This is a genomic window from Streptomyces coerulescens (assembly GCF_042657965.1).
Lineage (GTDB): Bacteria > Actinomycetota > Actinomycetes > Streptomycetales > Streptomycetaceae > Streptomyces > Streptomyces coerulescens.
The window spans coordinates 116620-137697 of record NZ_JBHSKM010000046.1 but is presented as its reverse complement, the minus strand read 5'-3'; the positions used below and the strand labels follow the sequence as shown (position 1 = coordinate 137697).

At 70.8% G+C, this 21078-nt stretch carries 19 protein-coding genes; 5 read left to right on the top strand and 14 right to left on the bottom strand.

Going from position 1 to position 21078, the window contains the following annotated elements; all coding sequences use genetic code 11:
* Positions 1–12: 12 nt before the first annotated feature.
* The 6 genes from ACFPQ9_RS41080 to ACFPQ9_RS41055 form a co-directional block, all read right to left on the bottom strand.
* Positions 13–786 carry an SDR family NAD(P)-dependent oxidoreductase gene (locus ACFPQ9_RS41080; protein WP_380864779.1) on the bottom strand — a complete coding sequence of 258 codons (774 nt, stop codon included), beginning with the start codon at positions 784–786 and terminating at the stop codon, positions 13–15.
* A gap of 65 nt (positions 787–851) precedes the next feature.
* Positions 852–2921 carry an alpha-galactosidase gene (locus ACFPQ9_RS41075; protein ID WP_380864777.1) on the bottom strand — a complete coding sequence of 690 codons (2070 nt, stop codon included), beginning with the start codon at positions 2919–2921 and terminating at the stop codon, positions 852–854.
* Complete coding sequence (locus ACFPQ9_RS41070; RefSeq protein WP_380864775.1) at positions 2918–3766, bottom strand: carbohydrate ABC transporter permease; 849 nt, start codon at positions 3764–3766, stop codon at positions 2918–2920. The genes ACFPQ9_RS41075 and ACFPQ9_RS41070 overlap by 4 nt, the downstream gene beginning before the upstream one ends.
* Positions 3766–4701: a carbohydrate ABC transporter permease gene (locus ACFPQ9_RS41065; RefSeq protein ID WP_380864773.1), complete on the bottom strand. Its 936-nt coding sequence runs from the start codon at positions 4699–4701 to the stop codon at positions 3766–3768. The genes ACFPQ9_RS41070 and ACFPQ9_RS41065 overlap by 1 nt, the downstream gene beginning before the upstream one ends.
* Before the next feature lies 1 nt (position 4702).
* Complete coding sequence (locus ACFPQ9_RS41060; RefSeq protein WP_380864772.1) at positions 4703–5989, bottom strand: ABC transporter substrate-binding protein; 1287 nt, start codon at positions 5987–5989, stop codon at positions 4703–4705.
* Positions 5990–6103: 114 nt separating this feature from the next.
* The gene (locus tag ACFPQ9_RS41055; protein ID WP_380864771.1) at positions 6104–8203 is read right to left on the bottom strand and encodes a DUF8189 domain-containing protein; all 2100 of its coding nucleotides are present in this window, start codon (positions 8201–8203) and stop codon (positions 6104–6106) included.
* Positions 8204–8512: 309 nt separating this feature from the next.
* On the opposite strand from ACFPQ9_RS41055, the gene mgrA reads away from it, so the two are divergent.
* A complete protein-coding gene (gene mgrA, locus ACFPQ9_RS41050; RefSeq protein ID WP_380864770.1) occupies positions 8513–9556 on the top strand; it encodes an L-glyceraldehyde 3-phosphate reductase in 1044 nt (347 codons plus the stop codon).
* 173 nt (positions 9557–9729) lie between these two features.
* A complete protein-coding gene (locus ACFPQ9_RS41045) occupies positions 9730–10890 on the top strand; it encodes a S1 family peptidase (protein ID WP_380864768.1) in 1161 nt (386 codons plus the stop codon).
* 228 nt (positions 10891–11118) lie between these two features.
* Here the strand turns inward: ACFPQ9_RS41045 and ACFPQ9_RS41040 are convergent, their stop codons facing one another.
* Entirely contained in the window at positions 11119–12555 is a 1437-nt protein-coding gene (locus ACFPQ9_RS41040; protein WP_380864767.1) for an MFS transporter, read from the bottom strand.
* Between the two features lie 141 nt (positions 12556–12696).
* On the opposite strand from ACFPQ9_RS41040, the gene ACFPQ9_RS41035 reads away from it, so the two are divergent.
* Entirely contained in the window at positions 12697–13344 is a 648-nt protein-coding gene (locus ACFPQ9_RS41035) for a TetR/AcrR family transcriptional regulator (protein WP_380864765.1), read from the top strand.
* Positions 13345–13401: 57 nt separating this feature from the next.
* Here ACFPQ9_RS41035 and ACFPQ9_RS41030 read toward each other — a convergent pair whose 3' ends face one another.
* The 3 genes from ACFPQ9_RS41030 to ACFPQ9_RS41020 form a co-directional block, all read right to left on the bottom strand.
* Complete coding sequence (locus ACFPQ9_RS41030) at positions 13402–14691, bottom strand: MFS transporter (protein ID WP_380864763.1); 1290 nt, start codon at positions 14689–14691, stop codon at positions 13402–13404.
* The gene (locus ACFPQ9_RS41025; RefSeq protein ID WP_380864762.1) at positions 14688–15830 is read right to left on the bottom strand and encodes a PLP-dependent cysteine synthase family protein; all 1143 of its coding nucleotides are present in this window, start codon (positions 15828–15830) and stop codon (positions 14688–14690) included. The genes ACFPQ9_RS41030 and ACFPQ9_RS41025 overlap by 4 nt, the downstream gene beginning before the upstream one ends.
* A 144-nt stretch (positions 15831–15974) precedes the next feature.
* The gene (locus ACFPQ9_RS41020; RefSeq protein WP_380864760.1) at positions 15975–16409 is read right to left on the bottom strand and encodes a hypothetical protein; all 435 of its coding nucleotides are present in this window, start codon (positions 16407–16409) and stop codon (positions 15975–15977) included.
* 842 nt (positions 16410–17251) lie between these two features.
* Between ACFPQ9_RS41020 and ACFPQ9_RS41015 the strand changes: the two genes are divergently transcribed.
* Positions 17252–17581, top strand: a complete 330-nt coding sequence (locus tag ACFPQ9_RS41015) for an antibiotic biosynthesis monooxygenase family protein (protein ID WP_380864759.1) — start codon at positions 17252–17254, stop codon at positions 17579–17581.
* Positions 17582–17623: 42 nt separating this feature from the next.
* Here the strand turns inward: ACFPQ9_RS41015 and ACFPQ9_RS41010 are convergent, their stop codons facing one another.
* Complete coding sequence (locus tag ACFPQ9_RS41010; RefSeq protein ID WP_380864758.1) at positions 17624–18442, bottom strand: DUF817 domain-containing protein; 819 nt, start codon at positions 18440–18442, stop codon at positions 17624–17626.
* Positions 18443–18523: 81 nt separating this feature from the next.
* Positions 18524–18973, bottom strand: a complete 450-nt coding sequence (locus tag ACFPQ9_RS41005; RefSeq protein WP_380864756.1) for a hypothetical protein — start codon at positions 18971–18973, stop codon at positions 18524–18526.
* Positions 18974–19189: 216 nt separating this feature from the next.
* Between ACFPQ9_RS41005 and ACFPQ9_RS41000 the strand changes: the two genes are divergently transcribed.
* On the top strand, positions 19190–20116 hold the full coding sequence (locus tag ACFPQ9_RS41000; protein WP_380864755.1) for a GNAT family N-acetyltransferase: 927 nt from the start codon (positions 19190–19192) through the stop codon (positions 20114–20116).
* Between the two features lie 36 nt (positions 20117–20152).
* Here the strand turns inward: ACFPQ9_RS41000 and ACFPQ9_RS40995 are convergent, their stop codons facing one another.
* Positions 20153–20560, bottom strand: a complete 408-nt coding sequence (locus ACFPQ9_RS40995; RefSeq protein WP_380864988.1) for a hypothetical protein — start codon at positions 20558–20560, stop codon at positions 20153–20155.
* Positions 20561–20674: 114 nt separating this feature from the next.
* Complete coding sequence (locus ACFPQ9_RS40990; RefSeq protein ID WP_380864753.1) at positions 20675–20848, bottom strand: hypothetical protein; 174 nt, start codon at positions 20846–20848, stop codon at positions 20675–20677.
* Positions 20849–21078 lie beyond the last annotated feature (230 nt).

Below are 21078 nucleotides of genomic sequence, written 5' to 3'. Positions count from 1 at the left end.
GGGGGGTGCCGGTCATGCCGAGGCCTTCACGACGCTCCAGCCCCCGTCCACGACGAGGCTCGTGCCGGTGATGTAGGAGGCTTCGCCGGCGCTCAGGAAGGCGATGGCCGCGGCCACCTCCTCGGGGGTGCCGAAGCGGCGGGCCGCCGTCTCGGCGACGCTGCGCTCGCGGTCCTCGGGCGGCACCCGGTCCCAGGCGGCGGTCAGGATCGGCCCGGGGACGACGGCGTTGACGCGGACCTCGGGCCCGTACTCGACGGCGAGCTGACCGCACAGGGAGAGCAGTGCGCCCTTGGACGCGGCGTAGGCGGGGTGTCCGGGGATGCCCACGCGCGCGTGGACGGACGAGGTCAGCACCGTCGCGCCGCGCCGCTCGCGCAGGTCGGGCAGGACCGCCCGGAAGCCGAGGAAGCTCGCGGTGAGGTTGACGGACAGCTGCCGCTGCCACGACTCCAGGGTCATCTCGTCGGCCGGGGCGACGTCGACCGTGTAGGCGTTGCTGACGAGGACGTCGACGGGCCCGAAGTCGTGGGCGGCGGCCACGATCCGGCGCCAGTCGTCCTCGGCCGCCACGTCGGCCCGCACGAACCGGGCCCGGCCACCGTCCTTCGCGATCCGTACGGCCACCGCCGTGCCGTGCTCCTCGGCGATGTCGGCGAGCACCACGGCGGCGCCCTCCTCGGCGAGACGGACGGCGGTGGCGGCGCCGATGCCGGAGGCCGCGCCGGTGACCACGGCGGTGCGGCCGGCGAAGCGGTCACCGTGCCGGCGTGGGGACTGGTCCATCGTCAGGTCGGCTCCTTCGTGAGCGGGTGCGGGCGGGGGCGGGCCGTCCGGGAAACATATGCGGCTCACCGGCGTCTCAGTACCACCAGGTCGGCGTCATGATCGCGACTCCAGGCGAAAGGCAGCCCGTAGTGCAGCAGATGGGCTCCGCTGTACGTCGTCCCGGTCGCCGTGTCCCGATAGTGCGCCGCCGGGTCCAGGTCGCGCAGCCGGAGCCGGTCGGGGCGTCCGGGCACGAGCGGTGCGCCGTCGAGGCGGCCCGTGCTCAGCGCGGCGACGACCGTGCGCTCACCGGCGTCGTACTGCACACCACAGGTGGTGTCCGCCGGGGTGCCGAGCAGGCGTGCCTCGCCGTGGTGGATGACGTCGCGCACCTCTTTGTAGCGGGCGATCCACCGCGCGGCCTCGGCCCGCTGGTCCGGGGTCCAGGCACACAGGTCGGCGCCGATGCCCAGCACGCCGCACATGGCGTTGACGAAGCGGAACGCGAGACTGCGCGGGCGCGGGTCGAAGATGCCCGGCGCGTCGGTGACCCAGGAGCTCATGACGTGCGGCGCGTGAGCGTGCAGGAAGCCGTACTGGACGCTCAGCCGGTCCAGCGGGGCGGTGTTGTCGCTGGGCCAGACGACGTCGGTGCGGGCCAGCGTCATGTGCTCGATGCGGGCGCCCCCGCCGGCGCAGCCCTCGACGGTGACGTCGGGGTGGGCGGTGCGCAGGTGGTCCAGGACACGCAGGTATCCGGCGACGTGCTCGGCGTCGAGGTCGACGTGCCCGGCGCCGGGGCGGCCGCGTTCGGTGGGCGGCCGGTTCATGTCCCACTTGAGGTAGCCGATGGCGTAGGTGCCCAGGAGCCGGTCCAGGGTGCCGATCACGAAGTCCTGGACGTCGCTGCGGCCGAGGTCGAGCAACAGCTGGTTGCGGACCAGCCGGGCGGGCCGGCCGTCGACGCGGTAGACCCAGTCGGGGTGTTCGGCGTGCAGCCGGCTGCCGGGGCTGACCGATTCGGGCTCGACCCACAGTCCGAAGTCGAGGCCGAGGCCGCGTACGTCCTCGACGAACCGGTCGAAGCCCTGCGGGAAGGCGGCCGGGTCCGGGTACCAGTCGCCGAGTCCGCCGGTGTCGTCGCGGCGGCCGGTGAACCAGCCGTCGTCCACGACGAACAGTTCGGCGCCGATGTCGGCTGCCGTCTTGGCGAGTTCGAGCTGGCCGGCGGCGTCGACGTCGAAGCCGGTGGCCTCCCACGAGTTGTAGAGGACCTTGCGGGTGCGGTGCAGACGGTCGCCGGAGAGGTGGCGGTCGTAGCGGTGCCAGACCCGGGACAGTCCGTCGAGTCCGTCCGGGCTGAACGCGCAGGCCAGACGGGGCGTGGCCAGGGTGGCGCCCGGCGCCAGGGTCACGGCTCCCTCGTGCGGGACGCGTCCGGCGCGCACCCGGATCGCGCCGCCGGGCTCGGCCTCGGCGGTGATGTGCCAGTTGCCGGACCACTCCAGGGCCACACCGTAGGCGGGGGCGTCTTCCGAGGCCAGGTCCTGTACGGCGAGCCAGGGGACGTAGGCGTGGCCGGGTACGCCCTGGGTGCTGCCCATGGTGAACGTGCCTCGGGTCAGGGCGAGTTGGGTGCGCTGAAACTCCTGTGACCACTGGCCGGTGAGGTAGGTCAGGCGTGCCCCGGTGGTGACGGGCACATTCACGGCCGCCGAGTCGAGGCGTTCGAGGCGCAGTTCCCGCGAGGCGGTGTGCTCGGTCCAGCGCAGGATCACATCGGTGCCCGGCACGGTCTCGTAGCAGAGGACCGTGCGCAGCCCGAGGGTCTCGTCGGTGAACGCGAGCCGCAGCTTCCCCTCGGTCTCCTCCACCCCTTCGAAGTCCCACCAGACGTCCCGCTCGCCGTCCGTACGCTCGGCGACGAGGTCCGCTCCGTTGAACGGCCGTAGCCCGTGCGGCAGATACTCGGCGGGGGCGGCGTCGGCGGGCGTGATGAAGTGGGTGCGGTGCGACCAGTCGAGCGCCGACGGTCCGCTCTCCACGCCGTGCGGTCCCCAGGCGTCCAGCTCGGCCCATGGGCCGTCCGGGGACAGCCGGACGGTGTAGCCGGTGTTCTCGGTGCGCAGGGTCCAGCGCTGGTACGGCGTCACTTGACTGCTCCGAGGTTCAGGCCGGCCACGAAGTGGCGCTGGAAGCGCAGGAAGACGGCCACGGTGGGGGCGGCGGCGATGACGGAGCCGGCGGCGATCACGTTCCACATGGAGACGTACTGGCCCTGGAGGCCGATGAGCGCGGCGGTGATCGGCATCTTGGTGTCGCTGCGCAGCACGGTGATCGCCCACAGCAGGTCGTTGAAGATCCAGGTGAACGACAGGGCACTGAGCGCGGCGAGGGCGGGCCGGGTCAGGGGCAGGATGATCCGCCAGAAGATCTGCCAGGGCCCGGCTCCGTCGACGACGGCCGCCTGCTGGATCTCGGCGGGGATGGACCGCATGAACCCGTGCAGGACGAAGACGTAGAAGCCGACGCCGAATCCGATCTGCACGCCGATCAGGGCGGGCAGCGTGTCGTAGACGCCCATCAGTTCGCTGAGCTTGGAGACGGGGATGAGCAGGATCTGCGGTGGGAGCAGGTTGCCGCCGAGCATGAGCAGCAACAGGAAGCGGCGCAGGGGAAGTTCGTAGCGGCTGAGCGCGAACGCGGCCATCGCCGCGAGGGCCAGTGTGACCAGGACGCAGGGCACGGTGACGATCAGGCTGTTGATCAGGGCGCGCTGCTGGCCGCCGTCGACCCAGGCCAGGCGGAAGTTGTCGAGGGTGAAGGAGTGGGGCCAACTGCCGAGCCCGTTCGCGGCGATGTCGTCGAAGGAGCGCAGGCTGGTCACCACGACCAGGGCGATGGGCAGCAGCCACAGCAGCGCGAGAGCGCCGGCGGAGAGATGGAATCCGGCGGTGGTGGCCCGCTTGCGGCGCACCGCCGTGGAGTTGGCGGACATCAGTCGGCCTCCCGGAAGGCTCGCACGAGGTAGGAGGCGATGACGCCGAACGCCAGCACGAAGATGACGACGGCCAGCGCGGAGCCGTAGCCGAGTCGCAGGGACTGGAAGGCCGTCGAGTACATGTAGGTGCTCAGCAGTTCGGACGAGTGGTAGGGGCCGCCGCGGGTCAGCGACCACACGACGTCGAAGGAGCGCAGCGAGTCGATGATGATGACCGACAGGACGACCGCGTTGACGCTGCGCAGCTGGGGCAGGGTCACGTGTCGGAAGCGCTGCCAGGCGCTCGCGCCGTCGACCTTGGCCGCCTCGTACAGGGCGGGGTCGATGCCCTTGAGGCCGGCGAGGTACAGGACCATCACATAGCCGATCTGGCGCCACAGCGCGGGCACGATGACCGCGTACAGGGCGGTGTCCTGGTCGGCGAGCCAGGCATGCCGCAGGCCGCCGAGGCCGACGGACTCGAGGAGCTGGTTGAGGACGCCGTCGGGCTGGTAGATGGCCTGCCAGACCAGGGCGGTGGCGACGAGCGAGAACACGACGGGCAGGAAGAGGGCGGCGCGGTAGAAGCCGACGCCGCGCCGCTCCTGCTGGAGCAGCATCGCGGCGGCGAGGCCGAGCAGGGCGGACAGGCCGCCGAACAGCACCAGCCAGAGCACGGTGTGGCCGACGGCGCCGCGGAACACGTCGTCGCCGGCCATCTCGCGGAAGTTGTCCAGGCCGACGAACTTCGGTGCCGACACGCCGTCCCAGCTGGTCAGGGCGAGGTAGAAGCCCTGGAGCGCGGGCCAGAACACCCACACCGCCTCGGCGAGCAGCGGGACGAGGACGAAGGCGAGCACCAGCGGGGGTGTGCGCCGGGGTCCCCGGGCCCGGCCGCCACGGGACGGCGCCGGGACCGGAGACTTGCGGTGGGGGGCGGTCAGGACGGCCATGTCAGGCGTTCCAGATCTTCTCGGCTTCGCGCTGCCAGTCGGTGAGGATGGAGCCGATCTCCTTGGGCTTGGCGAGGAACTTGGTCAGCGCGGTGTCGGCGGTGGGCTGGAGGGCGTCGCTGGAGTCGCGGTTGAAGAACTGGGTGATCTCGGCCGCCTCCTCGATGTGCTTGCGGCCCTTCTTCACCAGCGGGGTGCCGGAGTCCTTGGCGTCGGGGTGGCAGGGCAGGACGGTGCCGGAGGAGCCCTTGATGTAGATCTCCTGCGCCTCGGCGGTGGCGAGGTAGCCGAGCAGGTCGAGGACTCCGTCCTTGCGGCCGGTGCGGGCGCTGGCGAAGTAGCCGTCGGTGGGGGCCTCTTCGGCGAGCGGGACCTTCGGGTCGATGATCGGGAAGCGGAAGAAGTCGATGTCGTCGAGGGCGTCCTTGGGGGCCGCGTCGGCGAAGAAGGTGCCGATCAGCATCATGCCGCTGCGGCCGTTGAGCAGGGCGGTCGTGGCGTCCTGGAAGGCGCCGGCGGTGCCGTTCGGATCGAAGTACGGCAGCACCTCCTGCCAGCGGTCGAAGACCTTGCGGACCTCGGGGTCGTCGAAGCGGTGCTTTCCGGCCAGCAGTTCACGGTGGTACTCGGCGCCGTTGATCCGGATGTCGAGGTAGTCGAACCAGGCCGAGGCCACCCAGGCGGTGTTGCCGCCGGCGCCCAGGCCGATCGGGGGGATGCCCTTGCTCTTGAGCTTGTCGCACAGGTCGAGGAAGTCGTCCCAGCTCTTCGGCTCGCTCACACCCCACTTGGCGAAGTTGGACTTCCGGTAGAACATGCCCCACCAGTAGTAGGTGGCGGGGACGAAGACCTTCTTGCCGGAGCTCGACGTGCACAGCGTGTTCAGCGCCTTGGAGTAGCGCTTGAGGTCGGTCGAGCCCCAGAGGTCGTCGAGGCCGAGCAGCAGGTCCTTCTTGGCGTAGGCGTCCGCCACCGAGCCCGGGTACCAGGTGTAGACGTCCGGCGGGTTGGCGGAGGTCAGGTACGTCGGCAGCTGGGTGCGGAAGGTCTCCGCGGCGACCGTGTTGAGGCTGACGTCGCCGGCGTCCTTCTTGCCGTAGGCGGCGACGAGGTCCTCCATCGCCGCCTTGGCCTGCGGTGCGGACAGGTTGGACTGGAGGGTGACCGCGCCGTCGGAGGAGGACTTCGACGACGAGGTCGAGGTGACGCAGCCGCTGAGCAGCGCGGCGGTGCCGGTGGCGCCGAGTCCGGCGAGGAAGCGCCGTCGGCTGGTGTGCGGGTTCGGCATGGAGGGCTCCCTGTGGATCCCCGCGGCGGGCCGGCCCTCCTGACGGCCGGGGGCCCGCTCGCGGCGGATCCAGGTTCGCGTGGCGCTTCCGCCACGTCAAGATTAATTACTAATTTATTTGAACTGGGTCCGGTGGACGTGCCCGTCGACCCCGCGGAACACGACGTCGATCGCTCCGTCCGCTCCCGCGACCGCCCCGAGCGCGCCGTCGAACGCGGCGCTGGGGAACTCCTGACGCTTCGTCCAGCCCTGCCAGGAGCCGCCTTCGTAGCGCTGCTGCCAGAGCGTGTAGTCACCCGCCCGTGCGTACAGCACGACGGCGTCCCCGACGGTGACCAGGGTCGGGCTGCCGCTCACGGTCCCGCCGAGCGAGGTCCACGGCGACCACTCCCCCGCGGCGTCCCGTGAGCGCGTCCAGATGTCGTCCGCCGAGGTGCGCACGGCGACATGGACCCGGCCCTGCGCGTCGACGGCGGCGGACGGTCTGCCGTAGACGGGCCGGTCGCCCGGTGCGCCCATCGACGACCAGTCGGTCGCCGGCCCGCGCTGCACGACCCGTCCGTCCGCCCCGCGCGCGACGAGCGTCCAGTGCGTGGGGTCGGTGAACGCGACCGACGGCGCGTCGGTCACCCGCCCGCCGAGGCTCTGCCAGCCGCCCCAGCGGCCGTCGGTGAACACCCGCCGGTGGACGCGGGAGTCGGCGCCGCGCACGAAGACGTCGATACGGCCGCCGGCGGAGGCGTAGGCGGCGGGCTGGCCGAGGATGCCGCCGCCCAGGTCCCTCGTACGTGAGGTACCGTCGGCGGCCACCGTGTGCTGGACGAGGGTCCCGCGCGGCCCGCGGAAGAAGGTGGTGAGCGTGTCGCCGGAGCGCACGACGGCCGGGCTCGCCGTGGCCCGCTCGCCCAGGCTCGTGCCGGGCAGCGCCTCCTCGCCGGTGAGTTTCAGGAAAGCCGTGCCGTGCGCGGGAACCTCGACCGTGTACGACCCGGTGTGCGTGCCGCGGTCGGCGCGTGCCCTGAGGTCGCGCACCTTGACCGCCCCGCCGAGCGCCGCGTCGGCGAAGTTCACGGTGCGCTGGACCGGCTGGTCGGAGCGGTTCAGCAGGACGACCGCTCGCTGTCCGCGCCCCGCGAGGTCCTTGCTGTAGACGTCACCGGTGGAGTCGGTGGCCACCCGGACGCCCTGGACGGCGAGCGGGTCCTGGTTCACGGCGATGATCTCGGGGTTGCGCAGCGTCCTGATCATCGACGCGGACAGGGTGCGCGGGTCGGAGCCGAGGACGAGCGGTGAGGCCATCTCGGCCCACATCACGAACTGGGTGGTCGACTCCTCCTCGGTCAGCTCCAGCGAGCCGTCGGCCATGCGGCGCGTGGGGATGAGGTAGTCGGGGTCGTTGTAGTGGCCGGGTCCCTGCGCCTCGGGGTGCCAGGCGTTGGCGTCCATGTTGCGCAGCACGTTGGGCCACTGGCCGGGGCTCGGCGTGCCCCAGGCGATGTCCGTTCCGGTGCGCCAGGAGTCGGCGATCGTCGGGGCGTAGGCGTAGGTGTTGTGGGCGTCCTGCTCGGGCGTGTGCGGCAGGCCCCAGTCGTCGGTGAGCGGGTTGCAGAGGTTGAGCAGCATCCTGCGCCCGGACTTGGCGACGGCGTCGCTGAACTCCTTGAACGCGGGCCCCGGATCGAGCTTCGCACCGATGCCGCACAGGAAGTCGACCTTGATGGCGTCGACTTTCCAGTCGGCGAACTGCCGGGCGTCCTCGGTGTAGTGCCCGCGACTGCCGAGCCCGCAGGTCCTGCCGCCGTCGTACTCGCCGGCGTCGGTGTAGATGCCGGCCTTCAGTCCACGCTTGTGCAGGTAGGAGACCAGGGCGGGGATGCCGGAGGGGAAGCGGTCCGGGTGGGCCGTCAACCGCCCCTGCTCGTCACGGGGGTTGTCGGCCTGCCAGCCCCCGTCCAGCCAGACGATGTCGTAGCCGCTGTCGCGCAGACCACTGTTGACGAGCTTGTCGGCGACCGCGCGGACCTCCTTCTCGGTGGGCGCGCCGAGCCCGTAGTAGGTGTTCCAGCCCATGTACGGCGTCGGCGCGAGACCGCTGTCGTAGTAGGCGGGCGCTCCTTGGTCCACGGTGTCAGCGGAGGTGTCCGCGGCGCCGGCAGGGGTGGCCGAAGCGGTCAGGACCACGGAGATCGCGGTCGCGAGGGCGAGTGAAGTCACGTGCCTCTCCCGGAGGTTGGGAAGCAGGAGGAGGTGTGACGCGGGCCGCTCCGGTGGCGGGACCTTCGGCGTCACGGCGAAGACTGTGGCGCGTGGCTGGAACCGTGTCAATATTAATTACTAATTTACAGAAACAAGGGTGCGGGGACGCCGGACGCCTTGACGGGCCCGCGGCACCCGGCATTCAGAAACGGCGTCGCTGAATCCGATGAAAAGGATGCGTTGGACGTCAGAATCAGGCAGGAGCACAGTGAACACGTCCCTCACCCGGACCGAACCACCCCGACTGCACCTTGCGGAGAACACTCGATGAACCACGTCGCTGATCCCGAGCGTTACAACGGCACCATGCGGTACCGGCGCACCGGACGCTCAGGACTCGACCTGCCCGTGCTGTCCCTGGGGTACTGGCACAACTTCGGTGACGACAAGCCCTTCGAGAGCCAGCGCGAGATCGCTCTGCGCGCCTTCGACCTGGGCATCACCCACCACGACCTGGCCAACAACTACGGCCCGCCCTACGGCGCCGCCGAGATCAACTTCGGCCGTCTGATGAAGCAGGACCTCGCCCCTCACCGGGACGAGCTGGTGATCTCCACCAAGGCCGGCTGGGACATGTGGCCCGGCCCCTACGGCCAGGGCGGCGGCTCCCGCAAGTACGTGCTCGCCTCCCTGGACCAGTCGCTGCGCCGGACGGGGCTGGACTACGTCGACATCTTCTACTCCCACCGGCTCGACGCGAGCACGCCGTTGGAGGAGACGATGGGCGCGCTCGACACCGCCGTCCGCCAGGGCAAGGCCCTGTACGTCGGCATCTCCTCGTACGACGCGGAGCGCTCCCGGCAGGCGGCGGCCATCCTGCGGGAGCTGGGCACGCCGCTGCTCATCCACCAGCCGTCGTACAGCATGCTCAACCGCTGGATCGAGACCGAGGGCCTGCTGGACACCGCCGAGCAGGAGGGCTTCGGGGTGATCGGCTTCACGGCGCTGGCCCAGGGTCTGCTGACCGGGCGCTACCTCGACGGCGTCCCCGCCGACTCGCGCGCCACCCAGGGCAAGTCGTTCGACGAGACCTGGCTGACGGACGACATGCTGGGCCGGCTGCGCGCGCTCAACGACATCGCCGCCCGGCGCGGACAGAGCCTCGCCCAGATGGCGCTGGCCTGGGCGCTGCGCGACCGGCGGGTGACCTCGCTGGTGATCGGCGCCTCGCGCACCGAGCAGTTGGAGCAGAACGTGGCCGCGCTGGAGAACGCCGACTTCAGCGACGAGGAACTCGCCGAGATCGACAAGTACGCCACCGACGGCGGCGTCGACCTGTGGCGGGAGGCCCGCACGGGCCAACTCGGCTGAGGCACGAGCCGCACCCTTCCCGCGCGCACCCCGGATGCCCCACGGCATCCGGGGTGCATGTGGTATGGACCTGACACGCCACCGTGGCTATGCTCTGCCCGACCCCGATTGAGAGCGCTCTCAGCTTGCGGTTGTTCCACCCCACCTTGTTGGAACGACGAAGGGCAACTCCCTTGAGACGCACAAGACTCAAGTACGCCGGCCTGGCCGCACTCCTGCTGTTCGGCGGCATGACCGCGGGCGGCACCGGGCAGGCCTCGGCCGACGACTCCCCCACGGCGGCCGAGGCCGCACCCGCCTCCGCCGGACTGCTCCAGGCCATGCAGCGCGACCTCGGGCTGTCGAAGGCGCAGGCCCAGACGCGGCTCGCGGCGGAGCGCACCGCCATGGACCTCACACCGAAGGCACGCAAGGCGGCCGGATCCGCCTACGGCGGCTCGTGGTTCGACGCGAAGAGCGAACGGCTCACGGTGGCCGTGACATCGGACGCCTCCGCCACGACCGTACGGGAGGTCCGGGCCACCGGAGCGACCGTACGCACCGTCACGCACAGCGCCCGGGAACTCGACGCGACCAAGGCACGCATCGACCGCCTCTTTGCGCCTGCGGGCGTCAGCGGCTGGCATGTCGACCCGATGGCGAACACGGTCGTCGTGAACGTCGTCGAGGGCGAACGCGCTGACAACGATGTCCGCGGCTTCGTCTCCCGTGCTCGCGCGACCGGACCGGTCACCGTCAAGTCGGTTCCCGCAGCCCCGCGCACCTTCGCGGCGGGCACGGTCGGCGGCGACCCCTACTACACCGGCAACGTCCGCTGCTCCATAGGCTTCTCCGTGCACGGCGGCTTCATCACCGCTGGGCACTGCGGACAGGCGGGCGCAGGCGTACGGGGCTGGGACGGCAGCTACATCGGCAACTTCCAGGGCTCCTCGTTCCCGGACAACGACTACGCCTGGGTGAACGTCGGCAGCGGCTGGTGGACCGTACCGGTCGTGCTCGGCTGGGGCACGATCCCGGACCGGCTCGTGCGCGGCTCGGCCGAGGCACCCGTCGGTACCTCCATCTGCCGGTCCGGCTCCACCACGCACTGGCACTGCGGCGCCGTGCTGGCCAAGAACGAGACCGTCAACTACAGCCAGGGCGCGGTGCACCAGATGACCAAGACCAGCGTCTGCGCCGAACCCGGTGACTCCGGCGGCTCCTTCATCAGCGGCGACCAGGCACAAGGCGTCACCTCGGGCGGCTGGGGCAACTGCTCCGGCGGAGGGGAGACCTGGTTCCAGCCCGTCAACGAGATACTCGGCCGCTACGGCCTGACCCTGCACACGGCGTGATCCGCAGCGGGGAGGGGCACTCCCGGCGCTCCCCCGCCGTACCGCCCCTCCCCGCCGAGTGACCCCGCCTGCCCCGAAGCCCTGGCGGTCGGCCAGGACATCGGGGCAGGCGGGGGATGTCAGGCCGCCGGGTCAGGCGTTCACGATCGCGCTCGCTCGCATCCGTGCCCCTCGGCTCCCGGGCCACAGAGGGCCAGTTGGGGCCGGTCGGACGCCGACCTGCCCCGGTCAGTGCCCGTGCGGTCCGGCCGTCGTCTGTGGTTTGCCACGCGGCACGAGGCCCATGGAAACGATGGCGCCGACTGCGGCGGTCGCTGCACACACCGTGAACGCGTCGCTGAAGCCGCCCGCCGATCCTCGTTCGAAGCCGGCGGCCGCGACGGTGGAGACGACGGCGACACCGATGGAACCGCCCACCTCGTGGAAGGTGTTGACCACTCCGGAGGCGAGCCCCGCCTCGCGGTGCTCCACCATGGCCAGGGCGGTCGTACTGGCCGTGACGAAGACCGTGCCGATGCCGAGCGAGGCGAGGGCGAAGCCCGGCAGCAGCCCGGCGTACACGCTGCCGTTCTCCGACAGCCGGGTCAGCGGAACGGTTCCGGCGGCGGCGACGGCCATGCCCGCGACCGCCGTCGGACGGCTGCCGATCCGGCCGACGAGCCGGGAACCGACGTGGGCACCGACGCCGGTGGCCACGGCGACGGGCAGGAACAGCAAGCCTGTCCGCAGCGGGCTGAACCCGCGGATGTGCTGGAGATAGGCGGATCCGAGGAAGAAGAACGAGATCAGCAGAGCGGTGGCGACCAGCATCAGGAAGGCTCCGGCAAGCACCGGCCGCCGGGTGAACATCCGCAGGTCCATCAGCGGCGCCCGGGAGGCCCGTTCCACCACCGCGAAGGCCGCGTAGGCGACCAGGGAACCGGCCAGCGGCAGCAGGGTCGAGGCGTCCGTCCACCCGGCGTCACCTGCCTCGACCAGGCCGTGGATCAGGGCGGCGGTGCCCGTGGTGACCAGCAGCGCGCCCGGTATGTCGAGCCGCGCGGGCATCGGAGGCCGGGCCGGGACGAGGGCCGGCAGGGCGGCCAGCAGAAGGAGGCCGACGGGCACGTTGACATAGAACACCCATGGCCAGCCCGGGCCGACGGTGAGTGCGCCGCCGAGGACCACACCCGCGGCCGCGCCGGCGCCGCCGATGGCCGACCAGACACCGAGCGCCTTGTTGCGTTCGGTGCCGTGGAAACTCGTGGTGACGACGGACAGCGCGGCCGGGGACAGCAGGGCCGCGCCGACGCCCTGACCGATCCGGCCGCCGAGCAGCACGGGCGCGCTCGGGGCCAGACCTGTGATCAGTGAGGCCGTGGTGAAGAGCGCGAGTCCGGCGAGCAGGGTGCGGCGCGCGCCGAGGGCGTCGGCGAGCCGGCCGCCGAGCAGCATCAGCCCGCCGAAGCAGAGGGTGTAGGCGGTGACGACCCAGGTCAGCGTGGCGCGGCCGAGGTCGAGGTCGGCCGCCATGTCGGGCAGCGCGACGTTCACGACCGTGACGTCCAGGACGAGCATGAACTGCGCGACGCAGATCAGCGCGAGGGCGAGCCGGCGGCGCGGGTCGGCGGGCGGTGGATGGTCGTGTTCGGCCGTGTGCGGTGCACCGGCGGTGGAGTGGGCCATGACGGGTCCTTCCGGTGTGCGGTTCGTGGGGTTCGTGCGGGTCCGAGTGGTCCGAGGGTCCAACCGGGACGTAACTGAACCATACTGTTCAGTTCACATGAACTCAACTGTACAGTTCAGATGAGTGCTAAGGTCGGGGTCATGAGCGTGGACAGCGTGAAACAGCCGCCGAGCGGACCCCGTGCGGAGCTCAAGCGGCAGGCCATCGTGCGGGCCGCTCGCACACTCTTCCTGCGGGATGGCTTCGGCGTGGGGATGGACACCATCGCCGCCGAGGCGGGCGTTTCGAAGGTGACCGTCTACAACCACTTCGGCAGCAAGGAAGCCCTGTTCACGGCGGTCATCACGGACGCGCTCGACGAGCCGCTCGCCGGGGAGTCGTCGGCCGCTCTGGAAGGCCTGGTCGAGGCCGAGGACCTGCGTTCCGCCCTCGTCGACGCGGCGCGCACATGGGTCCATGCCGTGCGCACCAACGACGAGGTCACCGCGCTGCACAACCTCGTCGCCGCCGAAGTGCACCGCTTCCCCGAACTGGGCGAGGCCTGGCGGAACCGCGGCACGGCGAGCCACCATCCCGCGGTCGCCGGCGCCCTGACCGGCCTCGCCGAGCAGGGTCGACTGGAGATCCCCGACCTCCAGGTGGCGATCATTCAGTTCTACGGCCTGCTGGTCTTCCCCCACATGGTCTTCACCTCCCACGGGGCGCACATCGACGAAGACCTGACAGACCGTCTCGTCACCAGCGGTGTGGACATGTTCTTGACCCACTACGGCCCGCGAGGCAGGTAGCAGAGCCCCACAGGGGCGGGGCACGATGCCCCGCCCCTGGCTCGGAGGGCTGGTGGGTCAAGCGGTGACGCGCAGCGGCGCGGCGACCGGTGCCGTCAGCCGGCCGGTGCGGTGCAGGCCGTACAGGGCCGTCGCGCAGGCCAGACCGAGCGCGCACAGCGCGATCCACGGCAGCGCGGGAATCCCGGCGGCCCTGGCGGCGTCGAGCGCGGCGCCCGTGCCCAGGTTCCCGACGGTGATTCCGATGCCGCAGATGGTGTTGTAGAGCCCGTAGTGCGTGGCGACGAGCCGGTCACCGGAGAGACGGACGATGGTGTCCATCTCGAACGGATAGGCGATCATCGTGCCCAGCGCGAGCAGCAACGCGGCGAGAGTCGGCGGAACCGCCGCGAGCAGCCACAGCGCGATCCGGGACTGCGGTACCGGTACGGCCGTGGCCAACAGCAGCGGTACGAAGGCCAAGCCCATCGCGGTCAGCCCGCGCACGAGTGCCTGTCCGGATGCGTACCGCGCCTTGCACCATGCCGTCACCCGCGTCTGACCGAGGATCGTGCTGAGTCCGGAGACGGCGAACAGCACCGCGACGGCCGCCGTGCCGAACTCCCCGTCGCCGCCGAGCCGGCGCACCTCGAGCGGTAGCGCCAGATAGACCTGGAACGACAGGACGTACGAACCGATCATGGCGAGGGAGAAGAGCAGGAACGGCCGGTTGGCGAGGATTCCGCGCCACTGGGCGAGCACGCCGTCGGTCGTTCGGCGCTCGGTGTCCTCGGCCCGCCGGGCGGGCAGGGCACGGATCTGTACGACGCTCAGCAGGGCGAAGATCCCCGCCGCCACCAGACAGGTGATGCGGAAGTCCACCCCGGTCAGCACCATCCCCACCAGCGGTCCGAGCAGGATGCCGGCCTGGTAGAACACGTTGAACAGGGCGAAGGCCTCGACCCTGCGTTCCCCTGCGTCGGCGGCGAGGTAGGCCCGTACGGCCGGGTTGAACAACGCCCCGGCCAGCCCGGTGGCCGCGGAGGCCGCGAGCAGTGCGGGCAGCGAGTCCACCAGCCCGAGTGTCGCGAAGCCGAGGGTGCGCAGCACGCATCCGGCGACGATCATCGGCTTGTAGCCGAGCCGGTCGGCGAGCGTGCCGCCGACCAGGAACATGCCCTGCTGGCTGAAGTTCCTTATGCCGAGGACGAGTCCGACGACCCAGCCGGCCAGGCCGAGGGTGCCGGAGAGGTGGGCGGCCAGGTACGGCATCAGCATGTAGAAGCCGAGGTTGATGGTGAACTGGTTCACCATCAACAGCTGGACACTGCGCTCGTACGATCGGACCTGGGTGAGCAGGCCCGTCACCGGTCCTCCTCCGGGAAGTCGGCGCCGGAGGCCGACCCGTCCGCGGCGACCTCCTGTTCCGCGCCTCGCAGGGTGAGGGGGTCGAGCACGGTGGTGCACCGGGTCCAGCAGGTGACCTCCTTCTCGTCCAGCCGGCCGATCAGTTCGGGTTCGGGCGGCGGCGGAGAGGCGAGGAGACCGTGTGCGGTGCAGTAGTCGTCGTCGTAGACCGTCCCCAGGTATCGCTGCGGACCATCGGGGAAGATCGCGACGATCCGTGCGTCGGCCGGCATCGTCCGGGCCAGCCAGCCGGCCACCAGCGCGACCGCTCCGACGCTCCAGCCGCCGGTGGCGTAGTGCGAGGCGGCCAGTTGACGGCAGGTCCCCACCGCCTCGGCCGGGGCGACCCAGTGCACCTCGGAAAAGTTCTCGTAGGCGACGTTGCGGGGGTAGATGCTGGAGCCGAGGCCGCGCATCAGGCGAGGCCGGGCGGGCTGGCCGAAGATCGTGGAGCCGATCGTGTCCACGCCCACGACGGTCAGCTCCGGGTAGAGCTGGCGCAGGACTCGGGAGACGCCGGCCGAGTGTCCTCCGGTGCCGACACTGCACACCAGCACGTCGATGTGGCGCATCTCGGAGGCGAGTTCAAGGGCCAGGGGCGTGTAGGCGGCGACGTTGTCCGGGTTGTTGTACTGGTCGGGGCACCAGGAGTCGGGGTGCTGCGTCAGCAGCTTCTGCACGCGCTCACGGCGGGCCTGCTGCCAGCCGCCGGTCGGATGCGGCTCGGAGACGACGTTGACCTGGGCGCCGTACGCGGTCAGCAGCCGGGTCATGGACAGCTCCATGCCCGGATCGGTGACCAGCGTGACCGGATGGCCGTACACCATCCCGGCCAGCGCCAGTCCCAGGCCCAGGGTCCCGCTGGTGGACTCGATGATGCGTCCGCCGGGCCGCAGGTCGCCACGAGCGCGGGCCCGCTCCACCATGTGCAGACCCGGACGGTCCTTGATACCGCCGGGGTTGAACCCCTCGAGCTTCGCCCAGAATCCACGTCCGGTCGGGGCGAGCGGCTGCGACACCCGCAACAGCGGGGTATTGCCCACCAGCCCGGACAAGGCGGCCCGGCCCGAGGTGACCGCGGCCTTGGTCAATGACTGCATGTCTGTGTTTTCGCTCTCGCTCGATGAATGCACTGTGTGGTGTGGGTTCATCTCGCGCCCATGGCGACACGGCGGACCGCAGGGCCCGCGTGCAGGCCATGGATGCGCGGCAGCCGACGAGGTCTTCGGCTGCGGGCGAGTGGTCTAGATACGCCAGCGAGACGTACGCGCGAGCGCCACTCGGCCGGTGCGTGCGCTACGACGTCTGCGGGGTTCACGCCGTACGAGGGGTCCTCCGACCACCACGGACACCGTGGTGAGCACGACCAAGGCCGTCGCCCCGAGCGGAAGGTCCTCGGCCGTCGAGGATGCGCTGCGGACGATCGCGTCCGCCGCACAGTCCTCTGTCTCGTGCGGGCCATGGGGGTGGTCGTGGGAGTCCCCACCTGTGGTCATGGCCGACGGAACGGCAGCCGGGGACACCGCGGCGTGCGTCTGCTCGGTCATTCCGTGGACGACGGCGCACAGCATGAGCGCCACCACCAGGGCGGCACGGGTCGCCGAGCCGAACCGGCGCCACCGGGACGAGCCGCACGGGGCGCCGGTCGCCGGTGCGGGCGTAGGGGAAGAAGTCGGCACAAGTCCTCCGCGCTGCCGGCTCGCCGCCGTGTTCCGGGACGGAGCGAGACGCAGGCATGGGTGGGGGCAGGACGGCATCGACGAAACGTGACGGCCCGTCATGAGCCTGGGCCACGGCACTCGTCGCGCGATAGCGGCCGAACCGGTGACACCCGGCAGGCCGGTCGAAGAACCGCGTACTACTAGACCTGCTGCACCACGGACACCGCTCTCAGACCTGCCGGTGACGCCCCCGCGACGGGCCGACTTCCGGCGGGCAAACGCAGGGGTTGGTCACCAGCACCGGTTGACGCGCGAGCCCACGCCCCGACGCAGGGAGCCACCAGACCAGAACCCTGCTGAGGCTGCCCCGACAGGCACTGCTCGCCGGGAAGTGACGGCGCATGGCCGCCCCGGTGATCGTCGGTTCCGGAGGCGAGGAGCGGTGCGGATCCGCCGGACGTATGCAGGAGGCCCTCAGCGGACAGCGTCGAGGGGGCCAATGTGCTGGTCGACAGGTGTCCCTCGGCGCTCTCCATGTGCCCGCCATGCGTGATCAGGACGCCGAACAGGAGAACGGCCAAGGCCAGCAGACGCAGCAAGGGACCCGCGTCAGCGCGGGGCGCGCCGATGCACCAAGGCGACCGAGCCGTAACCATGCCGTGATCGTAGCGGGTCGCCGACCGCCCTCGACTCGCCGTCCTGCCACATCGGTTGAACCCGCCAGATGAATGTCTTGTTTGCTGCGGCGAGTGTGCAGAGCGATCGTCCTCGCGACGCTCGGCCCGGCTGATGTAGGAGACTGCACGCACAGTGTCGAGACCAGGGGCCCAGCCCGGCCCCCGTAGTTCCAGAGGTGTCACGTGCCCAGTGTGGTAAAGATCAACGTACTGACCGTCCCCGCCGAGCAGCGCGAGACGCTGGAGAAGCGCTTCGCCTCCCGTGCGCACGCCGTGGAGAACTCGGACGGGTTCGAGTGGTTCGAGCTGCTGCGGCCGGTCGAGGGCACCGACACCTATCTGGTGTACACGCGCTGGCGGGACGAGGAGTCCTTCCAGGCCTGGATGGAGGGTCCGATGAAGTCGGCCCACCAGGGCGGTGGCGCGGAGGGCGAGCGCCCGAAGCCGGCGGCCAGCGGGTCCACGCTGTGGTCCTTCGAGGTCGTCCAGCAGGCGGGCCCGAAGGGCGAGTAGCGCAAGGCGTGTTGCGAGTGATGGCGGGGCCGGGCCCTGCCATCACTTCGTCCCGGCCTCCGGGGCCACGGCCTTCCCGCGCTCGCGACGCGATCGGGCGACCGCCGCAAGTACGAAGGTGACGCTGATCAGCAGGGACCAGGCACCGAACTTCTCCACACCCACGGGCTGCCAGCCGTCCATCTGGTAGGGGTAGCGCCAGGCGCCCACGTAGGTGGCGAGGTTCTCGGCGACCCACAGGAAGAAGCCGATCAGGACGAACGACAGCGCGAGCGGCATCCGGAGGCGAACACCGCGCACGGTGTACCGCACGGAGGTGCCGGCGGTGACGGCCAGCAGCAGTGCCGCCAGCAGCCAGCGCGCGTCGGGCAGCCAGTGGTGGCTGAAGAAGTTGATGTAGATGCCCGCGGCGACCAGGGCGGTCGAGCGGGGACGGTAGCGGACCAGCTCCAGGTCGAACAGCTGCCAGGCCCGGCAGATGTAGCTGCCGACGGCGGCGTACAGGAATCCGCCGTACAGCGGGACGCCCGCGAACTTCAGGACGGCCGGCTCCGGATAACTCCATGAGCCCAGGGACACCTTGACCAGCTCGAACGCCAGGCCGATCACATGGCAGACGGCGATGACGCCGACGTCCCGGCCGTTCTCCCAGCCGCGCAGCCAGAACAGCAGCGTCAGCAGCACGCCGTAGACGACGAGCAGGTCGTAGCGGGCCACGGGGAGGCCGGGCAGCAGGGTGGACGCCGCCACGCCGGACATCAGGGCGATGGCGAAGGCGCAGGACCGGGTCTGGAGCCACGCGAACTCGAGGAGCTGGCGCAGCGCTGCGCCCAGGGGGCCGACGATGCCGATGGTGAGCATGATCCGTAGGACGAGTACATGGCCCGGTCGGTTGCCCCCGCTCCCGACCGGGCCATGTCGGCGCCGTGGCGCCGTCCGGTGTCAGTACCAGTTCGTGTGCGTCAGGAGATGCCCGTCGCACGTCAGCAGGGCACGTGAGACACGGCCGCTGAGGTTGTTCCCGATCTTCGTATAGGCGTAGTCGATCCCCGAGTCGACGGTCTCCGAGACCCAGCCGTCAGCGCGGCCCGCCCCGTTGTTCGAGCGCTCGATGACGGCGGCGCAGTTGGTGCGGGAGTTGTCGATACGGGCGTAGGAACCGCACCTGGCGGAGTAGAAGTACTTCAGGGACATGCCGGCGGCGGTCTTGGTCGGCCCGACCTGCCGGAAGGTGCCGGTGCAGCCGCCGACGGTCGGGTACTGGCCCTCGAATCCATAGGCCCCGTAGTTGCCGCCCGAGAACGGTTCGGCGCCGGCGGTGACCGGGGTGAGCGCCAGCATCGCGGCGGCGCCCGATGTGGCCAGCAGGGTCTGGAGCGTACGGCGGCGCATGCGAGCCCCCTTCATGGGTGGGTGGTGTCGTCGTGACGGTGCTGTCTGCCGTCGTCCGGCTTCGCGTTCCCCGTCATCAGGACGGTAGGAGCCGGTGCCGCCGGGGCGGCACCTGAGAAGTGTCAGGGTCCCTTGCGCTCGGCGCTGGGCAGGGGAAGGCGGGCGGGCGGCGAAATTGCGTTGCGGCCGCCTCGTCCTCCCCCGGACCCTGGGGCCATGCCCTACGTCCTTCGTCCGGCCGACCTCACCGACGCGGCCGCCGTCACCGAGCTCCTCAACGAAGTCGACCGGATCGAGATCGGCCGACCCGAGACCGATCTGCATACCGTCGAGGCCGATCTGAAGCGGCCCGACATCACCCTGGAACGCGACTCATGGCTGGCCTTCGACGGCGACCGTCTGGTGGCGTACGGGCTGTTGTGGGACGAGTCGGGGGGCGAGCGGGTCGACGTCGACCACTATGTGCTGCCCGATCACCAGCGGGCCGGTGAGCTGATCCTGGACGCCATGGAGGCGCGGGCCCTGGACAAGGCGCGGGAGAACGGTGCGGCCAGGGCGGTGGTCCATCTGCACCTCAACACCGAGCCGACCCTGGACACGGACCTGATCACGCGCCGCGGCTGGTCTGTCGTGCGGCGCTATCACGTGCTGCAACGGCCTCTGGACGCCGCCGAGGATTGCGTGCCGGAGCCCCCGGCCGGCGTGACGCTGCGGCCGTGCGCCGACGAGGCCGACCGTGCGCGCGTCCATGCGCTGTACCAGTCGACCTTTGCCGAGCACTTCGACTTCCAGCCGCGCGCCTACGACCAGTGGCTGCACGACGTCGACGCGGACACCCTCGACTGGTCCATGGTGTGGATCGCGGGTACGGCGGAACTGGGCGACGCCGGCTTCCTCATGGCGCGCGACGACCGCGAGGCCATGGGCTGGATCCGGAGCATAGGCGTGCGCCGTGACGCGCGGGGCGCGGGTCTCGGCGGCCTGCTGCTGAGGCACGCGTTCGCCGCCTTCGCGGGGCGCGGTCGGGAGACGGTGGGACTCGGCGTGGACACCTCCAACGCCACGGGCGCTCCGGCGCTGTACGAACGGCACGGGATGGCCGTGCACTACGCCGTCGACACCTGGGAGACGGTCCTGAAGTGACGGGGCCCGGTGCCCCCAGGCTTCCGCGCCCGTGGGTCAGGCCGCCGGGTCCACCTCCATGTCCCGTGCGGGTGCCCGTCGTTGCTCGTGGCGGAGGGCGGCGCCCGTGACGATCGCGCCGATGCCCTCCCAGACCCCCACGCCGAGGAAGCCGGACGGTGCCCGGCCACCGATCACCGCGAGGGTGAAGACCGCACAGGTCAGCAGGCGGAAGGGCACGGTCCAGCGGAAGAACGCCTTCCAGTCGGAGAGCGCGGCCAGCACGTAGTAGACGCCCGTGTTGAGCGCCGCCATGGAGGACGCCGTCAGGAAGACCGTCGTGTGGTCCCCTGCGGCACGCCGGGAATCGGCCACGGGCGAGAAGCCCATCAGCGTGAGCAGGGCGTCCGGGGCGACCAGCCCCACCGCGCCCAGGCCGGCGGCGAGGACACCGAACACGGCCATGGTCCAGCCGGACGGTGAGCGGGGCAGGAGTCGCACGAAGTCCTCCATGGACCAGGGAAGTCGAGCATCGGACACCCCTTGCATACCGTGCGCCCGCCCCGCCGTCGAGGCCGGTCAGCGGTCTCCCGCGCCCGCCCGGGCACTGCTTCTTCGGGCGTTGTTGTACAGCCGCAGCAGATGCTTCGCGACCGGGCACGGGACGCTGTCGGCATAGCACTGGCGGCAGGTCCGCATGTGCTGCTCGTAGTCGGTGTGTGCCCGCTGGAGGGCATCGCCTTGAGACGACATGGAAGTCCTCTGGGTGATCGAAGGAAGGGGGCGGCCGAGCGGGTGCCGCGGTGACCGTGAAGTGCACCGGGAGAAAAGTGGATCATGTTACTTGTGGTACGGGAAAGTCGCGGTTTCGCCTGTCCCGTACGCCCCCCACGCACTACCGCCGGCCCGGAAAACGCTTGGACTGCGCGACCACAGCTGCGGGACACTGCGCATTCGACCTGCAACTCTACGTAGTCGAATCA